Origin of the sequence: Streptomyces tendae, from assembly GCF_014650435.1 — a bacterium.
Lineage (GTDB): Bacteria > Actinomycetota > Actinomycetes > Streptomycetales > Streptomycetaceae > Streptomyces > Streptomyces tendae.
Genome location: NZ_BMUY01000006.1, coordinates 358,565 through 377,068, shown reverse-complemented (window position 1 = coordinate 377,068; position 18,504 = coordinate 358,565). Strand labels below are relative to the sequence as shown.

Annotated in this window: 11 protein-coding genes and 1 pseudogene; 3 read left to right on the top strand and 9 right to left on the bottom strand. The window is 72.1% G+C overall.

Annotation, left to right across the window (positions count from 1 at the left end):
* Window positions 1-16: 16 nt before the first annotated feature.
* The 4 genes from IE258_RS18835 to IE258_RS18820 all read right to left on the bottom strand — a co-directional run bounded on the left by IE258_RS18835 (window position 17) and on the right by IE258_RS18820 (window position 6,637).
* Window positions 17-1,057 carry a LacI family DNA-binding transcriptional regulator gene (locus IE258_RS18835; protein ID WP_189744930.1) on the bottom strand — a complete coding sequence of 347 codons (1,041 nt, stop codon included), beginning with the start codon at window positions 1,055-1,057 and terminating at the stop codon, window positions 17-19.
* 56 nt (window positions 1,058-1,113) lie between these two features.
* A complete protein-coding gene (locus tag IE258_RS18830) occupies window positions 1,114-3,606 on the bottom strand; it encodes a glycoside hydrolase family 3 C-terminal domain-containing protein (RefSeq protein ID WP_189744928.1) in 2,493 nt (830 codons plus the stop codon).
* Between the two features lie 34 nt (window positions 3,607-3,640).
* Window positions 3,641-5,416, bottom strand: a complete 1,776-nt coding sequence (locus IE258_RS18825; RefSeq protein WP_189744926.1) for a discoidin domain-containing protein — start codon at window positions 5,414-5,416, stop codon at window positions 3,641-3,643.
* Between the two features lie 138 nt (window positions 5,417-5,554).
* Window positions 5,555-6,637, bottom strand: coding sequence for a DUF1996 domain-containing protein (locus tag IE258_RS18820; RefSeq protein ID WP_189744924.1), 1,083 nt, complete (start codon window positions 6,635-6,637; stop codon window positions 5,555-5,557).
* A 280-nt stretch (window positions 6,638-6,917) separates the two neighbouring features.
* Here IE258_RS18820 and IE258_RS18815 point away from each other — a divergent pair, with 280 nt between their 5' ends.
* A complete protein-coding gene (locus IE258_RS18815; protein WP_189744922.1) occupies window positions 6,918-8,726 on the top strand; it encodes a pectate lyase-like domain-containing protein in 1,809 nt (602 codons plus the stop codon).
* A gap of 90 nt (window positions 8,727-8,816) precedes the next feature.
* Here IE258_RS18815 and IE258_RS18810 read toward each other — a convergent pair whose 3' ends face one another.
* The gene (locus IE258_RS18810) at window positions 8,817-9,572 is read right to left on the bottom strand and encodes a FadR/GntR family transcriptional regulator (protein WP_189744920.1); all 756 of its coding nucleotides are present in this window, start codon (window positions 9,570-9,572) and stop codon (window positions 8,817-8,819) included.
* A gap of 106 nt (window positions 9,573-9,678) precedes the next feature.
* Here IE258_RS18810 and IE258_RS18805 point away from each other — a divergent pair, with 106 nt between their 5' ends.
* Together IE258_RS18805 and IE258_RS18800 are read left to right on the top strand one after the other, a co-directional pair.
* The gene (locus IE258_RS18805; RefSeq protein ID WP_189744918.1) at window positions 9,679-11,415 is read left to right on the top strand and encodes an IlvD/Edd family dehydratase; all 1,737 of its coding nucleotides are present in this window, start codon (window positions 9,679-9,681) and stop codon (window positions 11,413-11,415) included.
* Between the two features lie 49 nt (window positions 11,416-11,464).
* Entirely contained in the window at window positions 11,465-12,652 is a 1,188-nt protein-coding gene (locus tag IE258_RS18800) for a fumarylacetoacetate hydrolase family protein (RefSeq protein ID WP_189744916.1), read from the top strand.
* A 12-nt stretch (window positions 12,653-12,664) separates the two neighbouring features.
* On the opposite strand, the gene IE258_RS18795 is transcribed toward IE258_RS18800, so the two are convergent.
* From IE258_RS18795 to IE258_RS18780, 4 genes and pseudogenes are all read right to left on the bottom strand, one after another.
* The gene (locus IE258_RS18795) at window positions 12,665-15,055 is read right to left on the bottom strand and encodes a beta-xylosidase/alpha-l-arabinosidase (protein WP_189744914.1); all 2,391 of its coding nucleotides are present in this window, start codon (window positions 15,053-15,055) and stop codon (window positions 12,665-12,667) included.
* A gap of 84 nt (window positions 15,056-15,139) precedes the next feature.
* Window positions 15,140-16,037, bottom strand: a pseudogene (locus tag IE258_RS18790) (carbohydrate ABC transporter permease).
* A 1-nt stretch (window position 16,038) separates the two neighbouring features.
* Window positions 16,039-16,941, bottom strand: a complete 903-nt coding sequence (locus tag IE258_RS18785) for a carbohydrate ABC transporter permease (RefSeq protein ID WP_189744911.1) — start codon at window positions 16,939-16,941, stop codon at window positions 16,039-16,041.
* On the bottom strand, window positions 16,938-18,248 hold the full coding sequence (locus IE258_RS18780; protein ID WP_189744909.1) for an extracellular solute-binding protein: 1,311 nt from the start codon (window positions 18,246-18,248) through the stop codon (window positions 16,938-16,940). The genes IE258_RS18785 and IE258_RS18780 overlap by 4 nt, the downstream gene beginning before the upstream one ends.
* Window positions 18,249-18,504: the final 256 nt, after the last annotated feature.

Below are 18,504 nucleotides of genomic sequence, written 5' to 3'. Positions count from 1 at the left end.
CACGCGGGCCCCGGCGCTACGCCGAGTCCCGTACCACCAGTTCCGGGTCGAAGATGACCGACGTGGGTTCGCTGCGCGCACCCTTGATGTGGTCGTCGAGCAGGCGGGCCATCGCGGCCGCCATCTCCTCCACCGGCTGCCGTACGGTGGTCAGCCGGGGCCGGCAGGTGACGGCCACGCTGGAGTCGTCGAAGCCGACGACCGCGACGTCCTGCGGCACCCGGCGGCCGTGGTCGCGCAGCACCTGGACGGCACCCTGGGCCATCAGGTCGTTGGCGGTGAACACCCCGTCGGTGTCGGGGTGCTCGGCGAGCAGTGACGTCATCGCGGCCATGCCGCTGTCCACGGTGAAGCCGCCCTCGGCCACCGGCACGTAGGGGTGGCCGTGCCGGGCCAGGGTGTCGCGGAAGCCGGCCAGGCGCTCCTGGCTGGCCGCGACCGCCAGCGGGCCCGCGACGGTGGCTATCCGGCGGCACCCCAGCTCCAGCAGGTGCTCGGCGGCGAGCCGGCCGCCGTCGCGGTGGGCCAGGTCGACGTAGCTGAGCGGCACCGGTCGGCCCGGACGGGCGAAGAGCACCGCCGGCAGTCCGGCGCCGGCGAGCAGCGCGGGCAGCGGGTCGTCGGGGTGGGTGGACACCACCAGGGCGCCGTCCGCCCCGCCCTGCCTGAGGTAGGCGACGACCTCCTGCCGGGCCTCGGGCGTCTCGGCGAACATCAGCACCGGATGCATTCCGCGCGGCCGCAGATGCGCGACCACCCCGCCGACGACCCGGCCGAAGAAGGGGTCGGCGAACACCCGGGTGGCGAAGGCGTTCTGCTCCGTGTCCGAGGCGTCGCCCGCGCCCGACACGACCAGGGCGACGGTCGTCGTACGCCGGGTGACCAGCTGCCTGGCGGCCTGGTTGGGTGCGTACCCGGTCCGTTCGATGGCCCGGCGGACCAGGTCCTGGATGGCCGGGTCCACGTTGCGGACGCCGTTGACGACGCGCGAGACGGTGGCCCGGGAGACGCCGGCCTCCCGGGCCACGTCCTCCAGGGTCGGGGCCTGTCTGCTCATGCCCGCACCCTAACCGGCGGGGTCCGGCGGGTGGTAGAGCGCTCTCCGCCGCCGTCTCACGCCGGAGGCGCTACCACCTCCAGGTCCGCGACCAGCGGCAGGTCCCCCGCCGACCTCCCGGCCTGTACACGGCAGGGCCCCGGCTCCGTGCGCCAGGCGTGCTCCGCCACCGACCAGTGGGACAGCGACCGCGCCGGGACCCGTATGGTCGCCGTCACCGTCTCTCCCGGGCGCGCCCGCACCGCCGCGTACCCGGCGAGCCACCGGGCGGGACGGTCCAGCGCCGACGCGGGGCGGGCCAGGTACACCTGCACGACCTCCCGGCCCTCCCGCGCACCGGTGTTGCGCACCCGCACGCGCACGGTGAGGTCGTCGCCCGCGCGGGTCACCGGCGGGGCGGCCAGCGCCTCGTACGTCCACGTGGTGTAGCCGAGCCCGTGACCGAACCAGTAGGCGGGCGTGCGGTGGTGGCGCAGCCAGCCCCGGTAGCCGAGGTGCAGGCCCTCGTCGTAGGCGAGGCGGCCGCCGCCGTCCGGGCGGGTGCGGGTTACGGGTGCGTCGGCGAGGACGGCCGGCCAGGTGGTGGGCAGCCGCCCGCCCGGCTCGGTACGGCCGAAGAGCACGTCGGCGAGACCGGCGCCGCCCTCCTGCCCGGGGAACCAGGCCAGCAGCACCGCGCCCGCCTCCTCCCGCCAGGGCAGCTCGACCGGACCACCGCTGTTGACGACGGCGATGGTGCGCGGGTTGGCGGCCGCGACGGCGCGGACCAGGGCGTCCTGGGGGGCGCCGAGCGTCAGGCCGGTCCGGTCGTAGCCCTCCGACTCGCCGTGCTCGGTGGTGCCGACGACCACGATCGCGGCGTCCGCCGCCCCCGCCGCGCGGGCGGCCTCGGAGAGCGACGCGGTCACGTCCGGGGCGGGTGGCGCCGCGACGACGACGGTGGCTCGCCCGGTGCCGGGGGCCAGTTCACGGCGGGCCACCAGCAGGGCGTCCCGGTCGGCGGCGAGATCGGCGGTGGCGTACTGGGTCGGCGGGCTGACGTGCACCACCGCCGGGTCGTCGGTCAGGCGCGGGAAGTCGCCCTCCAGCAGGGTGCGTCCGTCCAGGGCCAGGCTCATCCGGCCGAAGCCGGCCACGCCCAGGGTCCAGGAACCCCCGGTGCACGCGCCGAGCCGGGCGCGGATCTCGACGGTGTGCGCGCCCGGCACCAGGCGGGGCTCCAGCAGCCGCCCGCCGCGGCGCCGTTCGGCGTACAGCTCGCGGCCGTCCGCGTCCAGCATCCGCAGCAGCACGCCGGGCAGGCCGGAGCGCGGGTCGGTGCAGATGCCCTGGTCCAGTGGGGGCGCGGGGCCGTCCGGCCGGGGGCCGGGGACGTGGACGACGCGGGCCCGGCCGCGCAGCGCGTCCCGGACGCCGTCCAGGACGGACACCTCGCCCTGCGGGAAGACGCCGGCGCTGCCGCCGCCCTGGGTACGGGTCCGCACGGCGTGCGCGCCGATCACGGCGACCGTTTCGAGGCGCTCGGGGTCGAGCGGCAGGACGTCCCTGTTGGCCAGCAGGACGGTACCGGCGGCGACGGCGCGGCGGGCCAGGCCCCGGACGTCGCGGGCGCGTGCCGGGCCCGGCACCGGCGGGCGTTCCGCGTCCCGCCACTCGCCGATGGCGGGCGGCCGGGGCGTGTCGCGCCCGCCCAGCGCGCCCAGCCAGGCCGCGAGGCGCAGCAGGCGCCGCGCCTTGTCGTCGACGGCGGCCTCGGGCACGTGGCCGTCGGCCACCGCGCGTGCCAGCGCCTCGCCCCAGGGGCCGTCGGGCCCCGGCATGGCGAGGTCGAGACCGGCGCGGGCGGTGTCGGTCGTGCCGCGCACCGCGCCCCAGTCGGAGACGACGACGCCGTCGAAGCCCCACTCGCTCTTCAGTGGATCGGTGAGCAGGGCGTTCGCGGTCATCGTGGTGCCGTTGACCGCGTTGTACCCCGCCATGACGAGCCGGACCCCCGCGGTGACCGCCGCCTCGAAGGGGGCGAGGTAGACCTCCCGCAGCGCCCGCTCCCCCACCCGCACGTCGACGGTGAGCCGGTCGGTCTCGGAGTCGTTGGCCACGTAGTGCTTGGCGGTGGCGGCCACACCGTGGGCCTGGACGCCGCGGACGAGCGCGGCGCCGATGCGGCCGGTCAGCTCGGGGTCCTCGGAGAGGCACTCGAAGTGCCGGCCGCCCAGCGGGCTGCGGTGCAGGTTGAGCGTGGGGGCGAGGAGGACGTCCACGCCCTTGCGCCGGGCCTCGGCGGCGAGCACGCCGCCGAGGCGTTCGACCAGGGCCTCGTCCCAGGTGGCGGCGAGCGCCGAGGCGGAGGGCAGCAGGACGGAGGTCTGCCGCTCGTCCCATGCCTCGCCCCGTACGCCCGCCGGACCGTCCGACATCACCAGCTCCCGCAGGCCCACCGCCGGTTCCGCCCGGGTGCGCCAGGTCGTGGCGCCGCTCAGCAGCAGCGCGCGGGCGCGTGGTGTCAGTTTGCCGAGCAGCCGGTCGATCTCTTCGTCACTCGTCCCCACCAGGGTCTCCCCTCCTCCCGACTCGTCCCCGGCGTCAGCTGTAGACGCCGAACTCGTACAGCGAGTAGCCGTATCCCGTGCCGCGCGCGGTGCCGTTGACGCGTACGTAGCGGCCGGTGCCGGACGCGTCGAGGGTGTCGACGCCGCCGTTGCCGTCCGTCACCGTGGACACGGTCCGCCAGTTCTGTCCGTCGTCGGAGGTCTGGACGGTGTATGCCTTGGCGTAGGAGGCCTCCCAGTACAGCTGGACGTGCCGGAACGCGGTGCGCGCGCCGAGGTCGACCTGGACCCACTGCGGGTCGCTCCAGTCGCTGGCCCACCGGGTGTTCGGGTTGCCGTCCACGGCGTTGGCGGCTGTGCAGGGGCAGTCGCCGTAGCTGGGCTGGAAGGAGGACGCGGTGGCCGGCTTGCCGAGGGCGACGTTCGTGCCGTCCACGGCGGGCGGCACGACCCGCGCCGAGAGTGTCTCGACGCCCACGTTGCCCTTGCCGTCCGTGGCCTTGACGTACAGCTTCCAGACGCCCGGCCGGTCGGGGGCGGTGACCTTGAGGCGTCCGCCGCCGAGGTCGGTGAGGGGGAGGGTGGTCAACTGCTTGCTCTGGTCGATGTAGTTGCTGTTGGCCAGCACCTCGTACGCGATCGGGTCGCCGTCCGGGTCGGTGGCGCGCACGGTGAGGACCAGGTCCTTGCCCGCCTGTACCTGGCCGGCGCCGCCCTCGACGCCGAAGCCGGAGACCACGGGCGGGGTGTTGTCGTGCGAGGTGTCACCGCCGTAGGCCCGCTTCACGGCGTAGTAGGACAGCCGCTTCTGGCCCGCGGGCAGCAGGTTGAACCAGATGCCGCCGAAGTCGTACTCGGTGCCGTAGTGGAACAGGGTCGCGCCCAGGGCGACGCCGCGGTGCCCGGTGACGCAGTTCCACGCGTCGGTGTAGCCCTGCGCCTTGGCCTGGTCGGTGGGTTCCTGCGGCACGCCGTTGGCGTCGTCGGGCACCTCCCACTCGCCGGCCGGTCCGGACTCGGTGACGATGTACGGCTTGGTGTAGCCGCCCTGTTCCCACGCGGAGCGCACATCGCACACGGCGTCGTAGGAGTTGACGGCGTACAGGTCCAGGTCGGGGGCGTTCTTCTTGTAGTAGGGCCAGGCGCCGACCCATGCGTCGGTGGAGGTGACCGGGTGGTTCGGGTCGACGGCGTGGATCTTCTTGGTGACGTCATTGACGAAGGTGGTGTAGGCGTCGCGCTGGCGCTCCAGCTCGTCGCCGCTGTAGCAGTTCTGCAGACCGAGCACCGACTCGTTGCCGACGTTCCACATCAGGACGCCGGGGTGGTCCTTGTACTCCTGTACCCAGCGCGGGAACTCGGCCAGCATCTGGTCCTTGTACGCGGTGTCGGTGAGGTAGTCGACGCAGCCGCCGCTGCCCGGACCGCCGCCGGGCTGAAGCCAGAAGCCCGCGATGACCTTGACTCCGTGGGCGGCGGCGGAGTCGAGGAGCGGGCGGCTGCTCGCGTCGGTGCCCCAGGTGCGGATGGTGTTGACGCCCATGGATTGCAGGTCGGGCATGTACCGCTCGGCGTCGGCCGGGGACGGCCCCCAGGTGAGGCCCTTGACCGTGTACGGGCTGCCGTCCACGGTCAGTTGCCAGTTGCCCTGGTTGCCGGTGACCTTCACGACGCTGCCGGCGGCGTGCGCCTGCGCGGCGGGCAGGGCGGTGAGCGCGCCGAGCGTGAGCAGGCCGGCGGTCAGGGGGGCGGTGACTCTGCGCACGGGGGTGAGTCTGCGGGTGGGCGTGGGGGTGTGGGGTCGGCTCATCGGGGTTGTCTCCGGTCTGCGGGGGGGGCCGCGTCTGCGGGTGTCCACGTCCGCGGGGTATGGGGGGTGGCCCGGCCGTGGCGGGGCATGGACGGCCGGGCCGGTACGAGGAGGGGTGGGGGGCGGAGTGGGGCCGGGTCAGGGCAGTTCGTAGTCCTCGTTGAGCGCCGCTCCGGCCTCGGGGTGGGTCTGGTCGTAGCCGCGCGCGTCGCACTGCAGCCCGCCGACGATGCAGTGGCCGACCATGGCGGCGAGGGTCGGCTCGTCCCAGGCGTTGAAGAAGTCGTAGTGGAACGAGTAGCTCGCGCCACTGGCCAGTCGGACCCGGGAGAGGTCGCCGTTGACCGGGAAGGCCATCTTGAACTCGATCATCGGCAGGGCCACCGGGTGGTCGGCCGGGCAGATGTTGTTGTTGGTCCCCGGGTTGACCACCGGATACGCCATGTGGCTCTTGTGGTCCGGCGTGTCCAGGTTCTTGCCGTCCCAGCAACTGGGCGCCTGGAAGCGGATGTTGACCTGGACGTCCTGACGCTCGGGGCAGTCGGCCGGGAAGTCGACGTTGAAGAAGCTGTCGCCGCACTCCCAGCCCTCGACGAAGCCGGGGTGGTCGCGGAACTCCTGCGCGCTCTGCATGGGGCTGGCGACGACGTAGCGCAGGCCCTTCGGGAAGGGGCGCACGCTGGTGTAGTCGGTGACGCCGGCCTTGTAGTAGATGGTCTGCGGGCCGACCGGGAGCACCGGGCGGTCGCCGTCGTACATGGTCGGCATCCAGTAGCCCGAGCGGTCGCCGGGCGCCAGACAGGTGGTGGACCCGGCGTCGAGCGAGGCGGTGGTGCTGTAGGCGTTGGTCGTCGTGTTGCCCATGAAGGTGTGGTCGTGCGACTTCCCGGGCTGCTGGGCGTAGACGATGGGGTCGTCGGGCGCGGTGTGGCTGACCCCGCAGTTGGCCTGGAACTCGTGGAAGTAGCGGTGCGGCGGCTCCTTCGTGGACGGGGTGACACCGGTGACCGGCGGATTCGCGGGGATGTAGCCGTCGCCGTCCGGGTCCTCGGGCGAGAAGGCGGTCGAGACCGCCATGGTGTGCCCGGTGTGCGCGGCGGAGGCCGGGGCGGGGGCGGCGGGGGTGTCCGCGTTGGCGGCGACGGTGCCGATGCCGATCGAGGTCAGCAGTAACGCGCTCGCGACGAGGGTGCCGGACAGAACTTTCGATCTCCGTGGCATGGAGACCTCCTGGGAAGGTCGGGCTGAGACGGTCGGAGAATTTCTCGGAGAGCGCTCTCCCGACTCGGAGTGTTGAGGGCGCGAGGGGAGGGTGTCAAGGGATGCGGCAGGAGGAACGTGGGCCGGACCAACACACGTCGTGCGCCTATTTGTTGAACGCAACACACAAGAAGTGGGCGCAACTCTTGACGTCCCGTGGCGGGCGGATGAAGCATGCACACCCAGAGAGCGCTCCCCCACCCCCACTTCGTTCACTTCCCGAACAAGGAGAGCCGCCCGCATGCCCTCTTCCCCCACGCCCTCCCCCACACCCGAGCCCTCCGGCGTGCGCCGCCGCAGCCTCCTCGGGGCGGCCGCGGCGGCGCCCGTGCTGGCCTCGCTGGCGGGCGCCGGATCCGCCTCCGCGGCCCCCGCCGCCTCCGCCACCGCCGGCCCCCGCGCGCTGCCCGGCGGTGGTGACCTCGGACCGAACGTCATCGTCTTCGACCCGTCCACGGCGAACATCCAGGGCAGACTGGACGAGATCTTCAAGCAGCAGGAGTCCGCCCAGTTCGGCACCGGCCGCTACGCGCTGCTGTTCAAGCCCGGCACCTACAGCGGCCTCAACGCCCAGCTCGGCTTCTACACCTCCATCGCCGGCCTCGGCCTCTCCCCCGACGACACCACCATCAACGGCGACGTCACGGTCGACGCGGGCTGGTTCGACGGCAACGCCACGCAGAACTTCTGGCGTTCGGCGGAGAACCTCGCCCTGGTCCCGGTCAGCGGCACCAACCGCTGGGCGGTCTCGCAGGCGGCGCCCTTCCGGCGGATGCACGTGCGCGGCGGCCTCAACCTCGCCCCCGACGGCTACGGCTGGGCCAGCGGCGGCTACATCGCCGACAGCCGGATCGACGGCACGGTGGGCCCGTACTCCCAGCAGCAGTGGTACACCCGGGACAGCTCGGTCGGCGGCTGGCTCAACGCCGTGTGGAACATGGTGTTCTCCGGTGTGGAGGGCGCGCCCGCGCAGAGCTTCCCCGAGCCGCCGTACACGACGCTGGAGACGACGCCCGTCTCCCGTGAGAAGCCGTTCCTGTACCTCGACGGCGCCGAGTACCGCGTCTTCCTGCCGGAGAAGCGCACCGACGCCCGCGGCGTCTCGTGGGGCAACGGCACCCCGCGCGGCACCTCGCTCCCGCTGGCCCAGTTCTACGTGGCCAGGCCCGACGACTCGGCGGCCACCCTCAACCAGGCGCTGGAGGAGGGCCTGCACCTGCTGCTGACGCCGGGGATCTACCACCTCGACCGGACCGTCGAGGTGAACCGCGCGGGCACGGTCGTCCTGGGCCTCGGCTACGCCACCCTCATCCCCGACAACGGCGTCACCGCGCTGAAGGTCGCCGACGTGGACGGCGTACGGCTGGCCGGGTTCCTCGTGGACGCCGGTCCGGTCAACTCCGCGACCCTGCTGGAGGTCGGGCCCGAGGGCGCGTCCGCGGACCACTCGGCCAACCCGACCACCGTGCAGGACGTGTTCGTCCGGATCGGCGGTGCGGGTCCCGGCAAGGCGACCACCAGCCTGGTCGTCAACAGCCGGCACACGATCGTCGACCACACCTGGGTGTGGCGCGCCGACCACGGCGACGGCGTCGGCTGGGAGACCAACCGCGCCGACTACGGCGTCGTCGTCAACGGCGACGACGTGCTGATCACCGGCCTGTTCGTGGAGCACTTCAACAAGTACGACGTGCAGTGGAACGGCGAACGCGGCCGCACGGTCTTCTTCCAGAACGAGAAGGCGTACGACGCCCCCGACCAGGCCGCGATCCAGAACGGCTCGGTCAAGGGCTACGCCGCCTACAAGGTCGGGGACGACGTCGCCGAGCACGAGGGCTGGGGCCTGGGCAGCTACTGCTACTACAACGTGAACCCGTCCATCGTGCAGCACCACGGCTTCGCCGCGCCGAACCGTTCCGGCGTGCGCTTCCACGGCCTGCTCGTCGTGTCGCTCGGCGGCAACGGACAGTACGAGTGCGTCATCAACGACACGGGTTCGCCCACGTCGGGGACGGACACCGTGCCGTCGAAGGTCGTGCAGTACCCCTGAGCCGTGATGCCCCGGGTGCCTCCGAGCGGGGGGTGCCCGGGCAGGCGGGGCGGCCGTGTCGTGGAGTGCGCGGGCCCCGGTGGCGGCGGGTCATCCGGCGCCGCCCGGGGGCGCCTTCGGCACGCCCGGTGACTGGGCGATCTCCCGCTCGGCGGCTTCGATCAGGGCCAGCGCGGCTTCGGCCGCGGCCGCGGGGTCGCGGGCCTCGACGGCCCGCACGATGGCGCGGTGCCCCGGCAACGACGCCTCCACCGCTCCCGGGGTCTGCGTGCTGATCAGAAAGCTGTGCTCCAGGGCGATCTCGACGGCCCGGCCGAGTGAGCCGAGGAGACGGTTGCCGCTGGCAGCGAGCAGGGCCCGGTGGAAGGCGAGGTCGGCCTCGACGTAGCCGCTGCGGCCGGGTGCCGCCGCCGCGGCCTCCATGGCGGCCAGCGACTCGTGCAGGACGCGCAGGTCGTCGGGTCCGGCCCGGTGGGCGGCGAGGCGAGCCGCCTTCGGCTCGACGATCAGACGCAGTTCACCCGTGTCGCGCAGCAGCGACGCGGCGTCCCCGTCCTGCTTCCAGCGCAGGACGTCCCGGTCGAGATGGTTCCAGTGTTCCGGAGGCAGCACCCGGGTGCCGGTGCGCGGCCGTACGCGCAGCATCCCCTTGGCCATCAGCGCCTTGACCGCTTCTCGCACCACCCCGCGGCTGACGCCGAGTTCGGCCGCGAGCGCGTCCTCGACGGGCAGCGGGTCCCCCGGGGTCCAGACGCCGCCCACCACGCGCCGCCCGAGCTCGTCGACCACTCGCTGGTGCGTGGTCGGGAAGTGTTCCACTACCTCTGCCCGCCCCCTGGACGCCATTCATCGAATCATTTAATGATTGTGCCACAGGGTACGGCTCGCCGACCCTCACCCGAGAACGCCCCTTCGTGAGACGGACGACGCCACAGCCGACGGGAGTGACCGCATGACCGACGGGCAGAGGACGAGCCGGCGCAGCCAGGCATGGTTCGGCGCACAGGGCCGCGGCGGAATGATCTACCGCTCCTGGATGCGCAACCAGGGACTCGGGCACGAGGTGTTCGACGGGCGCCCCGTCATCGGCATCGCGACCAGTGCCTCCGAACTCGCCCCGTGCAACGCCCATCTGACGCACGTCGCCGAAGCCGTCAAACGCGGCGTGTGGCAGGCGGGCGGACTGCCGCTGCAGTTCCCCACCATGGCCACCGGCGAGACCCTGATGCGCCCCACCGCCATGCTGTACCGCAACCTGATGGCGATGGAGGTCGAGGAGCTGATCCGGGCCAACCCGCTCGACGGGGTCGTGCTGCTGTCCGGCTGTGACAAGACGACCCCCGCCATGCTCATGGGCGCCGCCAGCGTCGACCTGCCCGCCGTGATGGTCACCGGCGGGCCGATGCTCAACGGCAAGTACCGGGGCCAGGACGTGGGGTCCGGCACCCACGTGTGGAAATTCGAGGAGGACCTCAAGGCCGGCCGGATGACGGAGGAGGAGTGCTTCTTCGCGGAAGGCTGCATGGCCCGCTCGAACGGGCACTGCATGACGATGGGGACCGCCTCGACGATGGCGTGCGTGGCGGAGGCGCTCGGCATGCAGCTGCCCGGCTCCGCGGCCTGGCCCGCGGTCGACTCCCGCCGGATGGAGACCGCGCAGGCGGCCGGGCGGCGCATCGTCGGCATGGTGGAGGAGGAGCTGCGCCCCTCGCGGATCCTGACCCGGGAGGCGTTCGAGAACGCCGTCCGGGTCAACGCGGCCGTCGGCGGCTCCACGAACGCCGTCATCCACCTCACCGCGCTCGCGGGCCGCGTCGGCGTCGAGCTGAGCCTGTCCGACTTCGACGACCTGGTCCGCGCGGTGCCGACGCTGGTCAACCTGATGCCCAGCGGCAAGTACCTCATGGAGGACTTCTGCTACGCGGGCGGCCTGCCGGCCGTCCTGGCCGAGCTGCTCAAGGGCGAGCTGCTGCACGGCGACCAGATCACGGTCACCGGACGCACGGTCGCCGACAACACCGCGCACGCCGAACGCGTCGGCTCCGACGTCATCACCCCGCTCGACGCCCCCTTCCAGCCGGCCGGCACCGGCATCGCCGTGCTCCGCGGCAACCTGTGCCCCGACGGGGCCGTGATCAAGCAGTCCGCCGCGTCGCCCCACCTGCTCACCCACCGCGGCCCCGCACGCGTCTTCGACTCCCCGGAGGCCTACCACGAGGTGGCCGACGACCCGGACCTCGACGTCGACGAGAACACCGTCGTCGTCATCCGCAACGCCGGTCCCAAGGGGTACCCCGGTATGCCCGAGGTCTCCAACGTCCCGCTCCCCGCCAAGCTGCTGAAGGCCGGCGTCACGGACATGGTGCGTGTCTGCGACGGCCGGATGAGCGGCACGGGGTACGGGACGGTGGTCCTGCACGTGGCGCCCGAGGCCGCCGTCGGCGGACCCCTCGCCCTGGTGCGCGACGGCGACCCCGTCGTCCTCGACGTACCGAACCGCACCCTGCACCTGGACGTGGACGACGCCGAGCTCGCCCGGCGCCGGCAGTCGTGGAGGGCATCGGCCGAGCAGTACGCCGGCGGCTACACCTGGCTCTACACGCAGCACGTGGAACAGGCGGACCGGGGCGCCGACTTCGGTTTCCTGCGCGGAAGCCGTGGACACGGTGTCCCCCGCGACTCCCACTGAGCACGGCCCCGGGCCACCGCACTCCCCCGAACCCAGGAGGGCATCGATCGTGGAATCGGCAGCAGCGCACCCCCGTCCGGTCCTCACCAGCTCCTGTGTCCTGCCGGAGGACGCCGACCGCGCAGCCCTCGTCGCACGCGTACACGCCCCGGAATGGGACGGGCCGTGTGTGGCCGCGGTGCGCGGGGAGCGTGTCATCGACCTGACGGACGTCGTTCCCACCGTCTGCGACCTCATGGAACGCGACGACGCGGCGGCCGTCGTCCGGGAGGCCGCCGGAGGACGCGTCTGGCACCTGGACGAACTGCTCGAAGCACCCCCCGGCCGTCGTGACGTTCCCCGTCTGCTCGCGCCCGTCGACCTGCAGGTGATCAAGGCCGCCGGCGTGACCTTCGCCCGGAGCCTGCTGGAACGCGTCATCGAGGAGCGCACGGGGGGCGACCCGGCGCGGGCCGCCCGGGTACGGGCCCGGGTCGAGCGGGCGGTGGGCGGCGCGCTCGACGGTGTCCGTCCCGGATCGCCCGAGGCGGACAGGGCGAAGGAACTGCTCGTCGCCGAGGGACTGTGGTCGCCCTACCTGGAGGTGGGCATCGGGCCGGACCCGGAGGTCTTCACCAAGGCGCCGGTCCTGTCCGCGGTCGGCGTCGGCGCCGACATCGGAGTGCTCGGCGCCTCGGTGTGGAACAACCCCGAGCCCGAGGTCGTCCTCGTCGTGGACTCGCACGGCCGCGTACGCGGCGCGACGCTCGGCAACGACGTCAACCTCCGCGACGTCGAGGGACGCAGTGCGCTGCTGCTGGGCCGTGCCAAGGACAACAACGCCTCGTGCGCGATCGGCCCGTTCATCCGCCTGTTCGACGACGGCTTCGACCTCGACACCGTCCGCGGGCTCGACGTGGGCCTGCGGATCGACGGCCCGGGGGGCTACGCGCTGCACGGCAGCAGCTCCATGCGCGAGATCAGCCGCGACGTCCTGGACCTGGTGGCCGCCACGCACGGTCCGCACCACCAGTACCCCGACGGCTTCGTGCTGTTCACCGGGACCCTGTTCGCCCCCACCGAGGACCGAAGGGCACCGGGGTCGGGCTTCACCCATGAGCACGGCGACGTGGTGCGCATCTCCAGCCCGCGACTCGGCACGCTGCTCAACACCGTCGTCACCAGCGAGCAGGCCGCGCCGTGGACGTTCGGCGTACGCGCGCTGACGCGCAGCCTCGCCCGGCGCGGCGTGCTGTGAGCCACCGGAGTCTCAAGCGGCTCCCGGCGGACGGTCCCACTCCCGGACGATCACCGAACGCAGGCGCCGTGTGTGGTCCGGGTACCGTGCGGCCCCGGTCAGCGTGAGCCTGGCGACGAGGCGGTGATCCGCGCTGGAGGCGGCCAACCGCAGTTCCAGCTCGCCCGGTTCGACCACGCGCCGGCCGTCGCGTCCGGTGAAGGAGGCGAGGTCGGCCGGGACCGTGGCACGCAGACGTCCGGCCTCGCCCGGCTCCAGGTCGACCCGGGCATGGCCGACGAGACGCTGCACCGGCTGGACGACGGAGGCGACGGGGTCGTGCAGATACAGCTGCACGACCTCGGTCCCGGACCGCTCGCCCGTGTTGCGGACGGTGAAGGCGAGACGGAACTCGCCGTCCGTCGGCGCCTCCCGCACGTCGACCGTCAGGTCCGTCCACTCGAAGCACGTATAGGACAGGCCGTGGCCGAAGGCGAACGCGGGCGTCGGGTCGACGTTCGACACCGTGCCGGCGTGGGCGAGCCGCGCGCCGAGGTAGGTGGCCGGCTGCGCACCGGGTCCGCTCGGCACACCGACCGGTAGCCGCCCGGAGGGATTGACGCGGCCACTGAGCACACCGGCGATCGCGTGCGTACCCTCCTCCCCCGGGAAGAAGCACTGCACGATCGCGGCGCACTCCCCCACGGCACGGCCGAGTGCGTACGGCCGCCCCGCGAGCAGCACGGCGACCACGGGGGTCTCCTGGTCGAGCAGCGCGTCGAGCAGCTGCTGCTGCGCCCCCGGCAGCGCCAGCGTCTCGGCGTCGCACCCCTCACCGCTGGTGCCCCGCCCGAAGAGCCCGGCGCGGTCCCCGAGCACCACGACGGCGATGTCGGCCGCGCCTGCCACGCGTGCGGCCTCCGGGATGCCGGTGAGCTCCCCGTCGTCGATCCCGGTGCCCCGGGAGAGCGTGATCTCGGCCTCGGGGAACTCGGCGGCGAGGGTGTCGCGCAGCGTCGGCAGCGCGATGCCGTGCGGGGTCCCGGGGTGGCGGACGCCGATGTGCTGGGGGAAGGAGTAGCAGCCGAGTACGGCGGTGGGCTCGTCGGCGTTGGGTCCGAGCAGGGCGATGCGGCGAGGCCGGCCCAGCGGCAGGGTGCCGTCGTTGCTCAGCAGGACCACCGCCTCCTGAGCGATCGTGCGGGCCAGTCGCCGGTTCTCCGGGCCGTCCAGGTCGATCCGGCCCCTCAGGGCTTCCGGATGGTCGAGATCCGCCCCTTCCAGTGCGGCCGGCACCGGGTTCCAGTCCGGATCGAGCATGCCGAGTCCCGCCTTCTGCGCGAGTGTCCGGCGAACGGCGCGGTCCACCAGGGCTTCCGGGACGCGTCCGGCGGCGACAGCCTCGGCCAGGGGAGCGCCGTACGTCTTGACGTTGGGCAGCTCGACGTCGACGCCCGCTCCGAGTGCCAGTGCTGCGGCGCCGGCCCAGTCGGCCGCCACGCCGTGCAGGGTCGTGAGGAAGGCGATGGCGAAGTAGTCGGCGACGACGGTGCCGTCGAAGCCCCAGGTGTCGCGCAGCAGCCCGGTGAGCAGGTCCTCGTCGGCCGCGGAGGGGATGCCGTCGGTGTCCGTGTACGCGTTCATCACCGACCGGGCGCCGCCTTCGCGTATCGCCATCTCGAACGGGGGCAGCAGGACGTCCGCCCGCTCGCGGGGACCCACGGAGGAGGGCGCGAGGTTGCGGCCGGCGCGCGAGGCCGAGTAACCGGCGAAGTGCTTGAGGGTGGCGACGATCCCGGCCGACTCCAGCCCGCGCACGTAGGCCGTACCGACGGTGCCGACGAGGTACGGGTCCTCGCCGATGGTCTCCTCGACCCGGCCCCAGCGGGCGTCCCGCACCACGTCCAGGACGGGGGCGAGTCCCTGGTGGACGCCGACGGCGCGCATGTCGCGGCCGATGGCGGCGGCCATGCGCTCGACCAGGTCCGGGTCGAACGTGGCGCCCCAGGACAGCGGGACCGGGTAGGCGGTCGCGCCCCAGGCGGAGAATCCGGCCAGGCACTCGTCGTGAGCGAGCGCGGGAATGCCGAAGCGGTTCCCGGAGGCGATCCGGGTCTGGGTGCGGGCCAGGGAGAGGGCCCCCAGCGCCGGGTCGACCGGGACCGTCCCGAAGGGCCGGGTCAACTGGCCCAGCCCGGTGGGCAGGAGCGCTTCGAGATCCACGGCCTCCTCCATGTCGTGCTGGTGCGGGGCCACCTCGTCGCCTTGGTCGGAGGCGCCCACCCAGACTCCGTACAGCTGGGCGGTCTTCTCGGCGAGCGTCATCGCGGCGACGAGCGCATCGACGCGCGCGGCGACGGAAGCGGTGGTGTCGTTCCAGAGCGGGGCGGTGGTGGTGTTCTCTTCGGCCACGTTGGCGTTCACTTTCCTCCCACGCCCGGCAGGCCCATCCAGGGCATGACGGGCGAACAGGTAGACGGCAGGTACCGGGCACCGCGCCGGCGTCGGTCAGCGACTGAATCCGGCGGTCAGACCGCTCAGCAACTGGCGGCGGCCGAACGCGTACAGGATCAGGACGGGCAGGGTGGTGAGGACGACGGCGGCCAGGACGGCGGGGACGTTGACCCCGTACTGGCCCTGGAAGGTCCACAGCGCGAGCGGCAGGGTCCGGCGCTGCGGGCTCTGGGTGAGCACCAGTGGCAGCAGGAACCCGTTCCAGATGGTCAGTGCGTTGAAGATGGTCACGGTGAGTATGGCCGGTCGGGTGAGCGGTGCCGCCAGCCGCCACATCGTCGTCCATTCGGTGGCGCCGTCCACCCGCATCGAGTCGAACAGTTCGTTGGGCACGTCCCGGACGAAGTTGGCCAGCACCAGCACCGACAGCGGGATGGCGAAGGCGATGGACGGCAGGATCAACGCCAGCAGGCTGTCGTACAACTGGAGCTTGATGATGATCAGGTAGACCGGGATCACGGTCGCCTGCAGCGGGATGGCAAGGCCCATGAGGAACAGGCCGTTCATCGCGCGCAGTACCCGCATGCGCCGGCCTCGGACGATCGCGTAGGCCGCCATGAAGGAGAACAGGACCGCCGGCACCACGGCGCCCACCGTGACCACGACGCTGTTCGCGAAGTAGCGGAGGAAGTCGGACTCGATGACCAGCCGGTAGTTGTCCAGCGTCGGGTCGGCCGGAGGCGCCAGCGGGTTCTCGGCGTAATAGCGGCTCTGGGCCTTGAGACTGGTGATGAGGGTCCAGTACAGGGGCACGGCGACGACGACCAGCCAGAGCCATCCCGCCAGGCCGCCGGCCCAGTTGCGCCGGCCCGGTCACCCGGGCCGAGCGCTGCGGCCGGTCGCGGTCGGCGGCCTCGGCCGGCCGACGCGCCTCGGGCAGTGTGGTGGTCACCTCAGGCTCCCTCGAGTTGGCTCGCGCCGGCGTCCCGGCCCCCGAGCCTGCGCAGCAGCAGCGCGAGGGCCAGACCCACCAGGACCAGGATGACCGCGATGACGCTGGCCGGTCCCATCAGGCTGGCCTGGAATCCCCGCTTGTACATGTCCAGTGCGAGCACCCGGGTGGCGTCCCCGGGGCCGCCCTCGGTCAGCACGAAGATGAGGTCGAAGAAGGTCAGCGACCCCACCACCATCAGCGTGGACGAGGTGATGACGGTGTACCTCAGCTGGGGCAGGGTAATGCTGAAGAACTGCCGGATGCGTCCGGCCCCGTCCAGCTGTGCCGCCTCGTAGAGGGACTTGGGGATCTGCTGGACGCCGCCCTGGTAGATCAGGGAATGGAACGGGACGAACTGCCAGGAGACGACGAAGACGACGACCCCGAACGCGAGCCCCGGCCGCCCCAGCCAGTCCTGGACCAGCAGCGGTAGCTTCAGCCCCGCTCCGAGCCCGAAATTGGGATCCAGCAGCGCCTTGTACGCGATCGCGATGGCGGCGGAGCTGAGCATCAGGGGGATGAAGTAGACCACGCCCAGCACCGCGCGGTACCGCTGGCGGCCCGCCAGGAACGTGCCGAGCAGAATGCTCAGCGGTGTCTGAACGGCCCAGGACACGGCCATCACCAGGAACGTCACCCACAGGGCGTGCGGCAGCCCGGGGTCGGTGAGCACCGCGCGCCAACTGTCCAGCCCCGAGCCGTGGATGGTGCCGATCCCGTCCCACGTGGTGAAGCTCAGCGCGAAGACACCGACGAGCGGCACCACCGCGAAGCCGACGAAGACCACCAGCGCCGGCGTCGCCAGCCACGGCAGGATGCTGCGCGGTGGGCGGCCGGGCGCGTGGCCCGTGTGTGGGCTCATGTGCCGATGACCGCGTTGAGGTTGCCGGCGAACTGCTGCGGCGAGACGGACAACTGGAAGAGCTTGGCGACGTTGTCCAGCAGCGTCTCGGCGGCCGTCGGGCTGAGGGCCTGGTCCCAGGACTGCACGAACGTCTTGGCCTTGCTGGCGATGCCGTAGTTGAGCTGGAGGAAGTCGGCGCTCTTGGAGGCGGCCAGGAGCTTCTCCGTGCCGACCCGGACCGGTACGGACCCGTTGTCGATCCACGCCTGCACCTCGGCGTCCTGGAGGACGCCGGTCGCGAAGAACTCCTTGGCGATCTTCTTCTCCTCCTCGGTGGCCTTGGAGGAGAGGGAGAGGTACTGGGCGGGGTTGCCGACCGCGTTGCTCGGATCGCCCTTGCCGCCGTCGACGGGTGGGAAGTTCATGTAGCCGAGGCCGCCGCTGGGGACGAAGTCGCCGCCGTCGGCCTGCTGGATGCCGTACGACCACGCCCCGTGCAGCATCATGGCGGCCTTGTCGGTGTAGAGCAGCGCCTGGTCCGCGTTGGAGTCGGCGGTGATGGACGAGAAGCCCTTGATGAACCCGTCGGCCTCGACCAGCTCCTGCACCCTGGTCAGCGCGGTGATGGCGTCCGGGTGCGACCAGGCGTCCTTCTGGCCCTCGATGACGGCCTGGAACACCTCGGGACCGCCGATGCGGTCGAACAGGAACTCCAGCCACATCATGTTCGTCCACCGGGACTGACCACCGAGGGAGAACGGCGCTATGCCCTTCGCGTTGAACCGGGGCACCAGCGCCATGATGTCTTCCCAGGACTCCGGTGGCTCCGCGCCGACCTTCTCGAAGACCCTCTTGTTGTAGTAGAGGACGATCGGCTGCACGGCGTCGCACGGGACCGCGTAGATCTTGCCGTCCACGGTCGCCGCGCCGAAGGACGACGGGAACCGCGCCTTCTTGACCTCGGGATGCTGGTCGAACCACGAGGTGAGGTCGTCGACCTGGCCGGCTTCCGCGTAGGTGCGCAGTGTCCCGCCGCCCCAGCCCCAGATGACGGTGGGCGCCTGCCCCGCGCCGATGGCCGTCTTGATCTTGGTCTTGTAGGCGTCGTTCTGGAACGTGGTGTCCTTGATCCGGCCGTCCGGATGGGCCTTGTTGAAGGCGTCCACCGCACCGGCCCGGACTCCTTCCTGCGGTTGGCCGTTCAGGTACCAGTACGTGGCACCGCCACCGCTCTTGCCGGGTCCGGACGAGCCGCAGGCCGCCAGCGCCGCGGAGACCGGCACACCGGCGGCCAGGCCTAGGAGAGTACGTCGGGAGAGCGCCATGTCTTTTCTCCGCACCCGAGAGCCGTCGGCTTCTCGTGACTCGTGGTGAAAGGTTTTCGAAATCGCCTTCTCCGAGCTCTGCTCATGCAAGTTAGGGAGCAGACTGACAGGGTGTCAAGGCACGTGCGGATGTGTTCTCCCGCCCCAAGGACCCTTGCTACGACTGGGATCTATCGACCATCAAGGAGCCCTGACAACCTCGAAACAGTTTCGAAATGCATGACTGCAGGACAGAGAAGGTGAGGTGACACGAGTT

Excerpts from the sequence above, each read along its gene's own strand:
- IE258_RS18820 (WP_189744924.1), bottom strand. The coding sequence starts at position 6,637 with ATGCCACGGAGATCGAAAGTTCTGTCCGGCACCCTCGTCGCGAGCGCG.
- IE258_RS18815 (WP_189744922.1), top strand. The coding sequence starts at position 6,918 with ATGCCCTCTTCCCCCACGCCCTCCCCCACACCCGAGCCCTCCGGCGTG.
- IE258_RS18785 (WP_189744911.1), bottom strand. The coding sequence starts at position 16,941 with ATGAGCCCACACACGGGCCACGCGCCCGGCCGCCCACCGCGCAGCATC.
- IE258_RS18810 (WP_189744920.1), bottom strand. The coding sequence starts at position 9,572 with ATGGCGTCCAGGGGGCGGGCAGAGGTAGTGGAACACTTCCCGACCACG.
- IE258_RS18805 (WP_189744918.1), top strand. The coding sequence starts at position 9,679 with ATGACCGACGGGCAGAGGACGAGCCGGCGCAGCCAGGCATGGTTCGGC.
- IE258_RS18780 (WP_189744909.1), bottom strand. The coding sequence starts at position 18,248 with ATGGCGCTCTCCCGACGTACTCTCCTAGGCCTGGCCGCCGGTGTGCCG.
- IE258_RS18835 (WP_189744930.1), bottom strand. The coding sequence starts at position 1,057 with ATGAGCAGACAGGCCCCGACCCTGGAGGACGTGGCCCGGGAGGCCGGC.
- IE258_RS18825 (WP_189744926.1), bottom strand. The coding sequence starts at position 5,416 with ATGAGCCGACCCCACACCCCCACGCCCACCCGCAGACTCACCCCCGTG.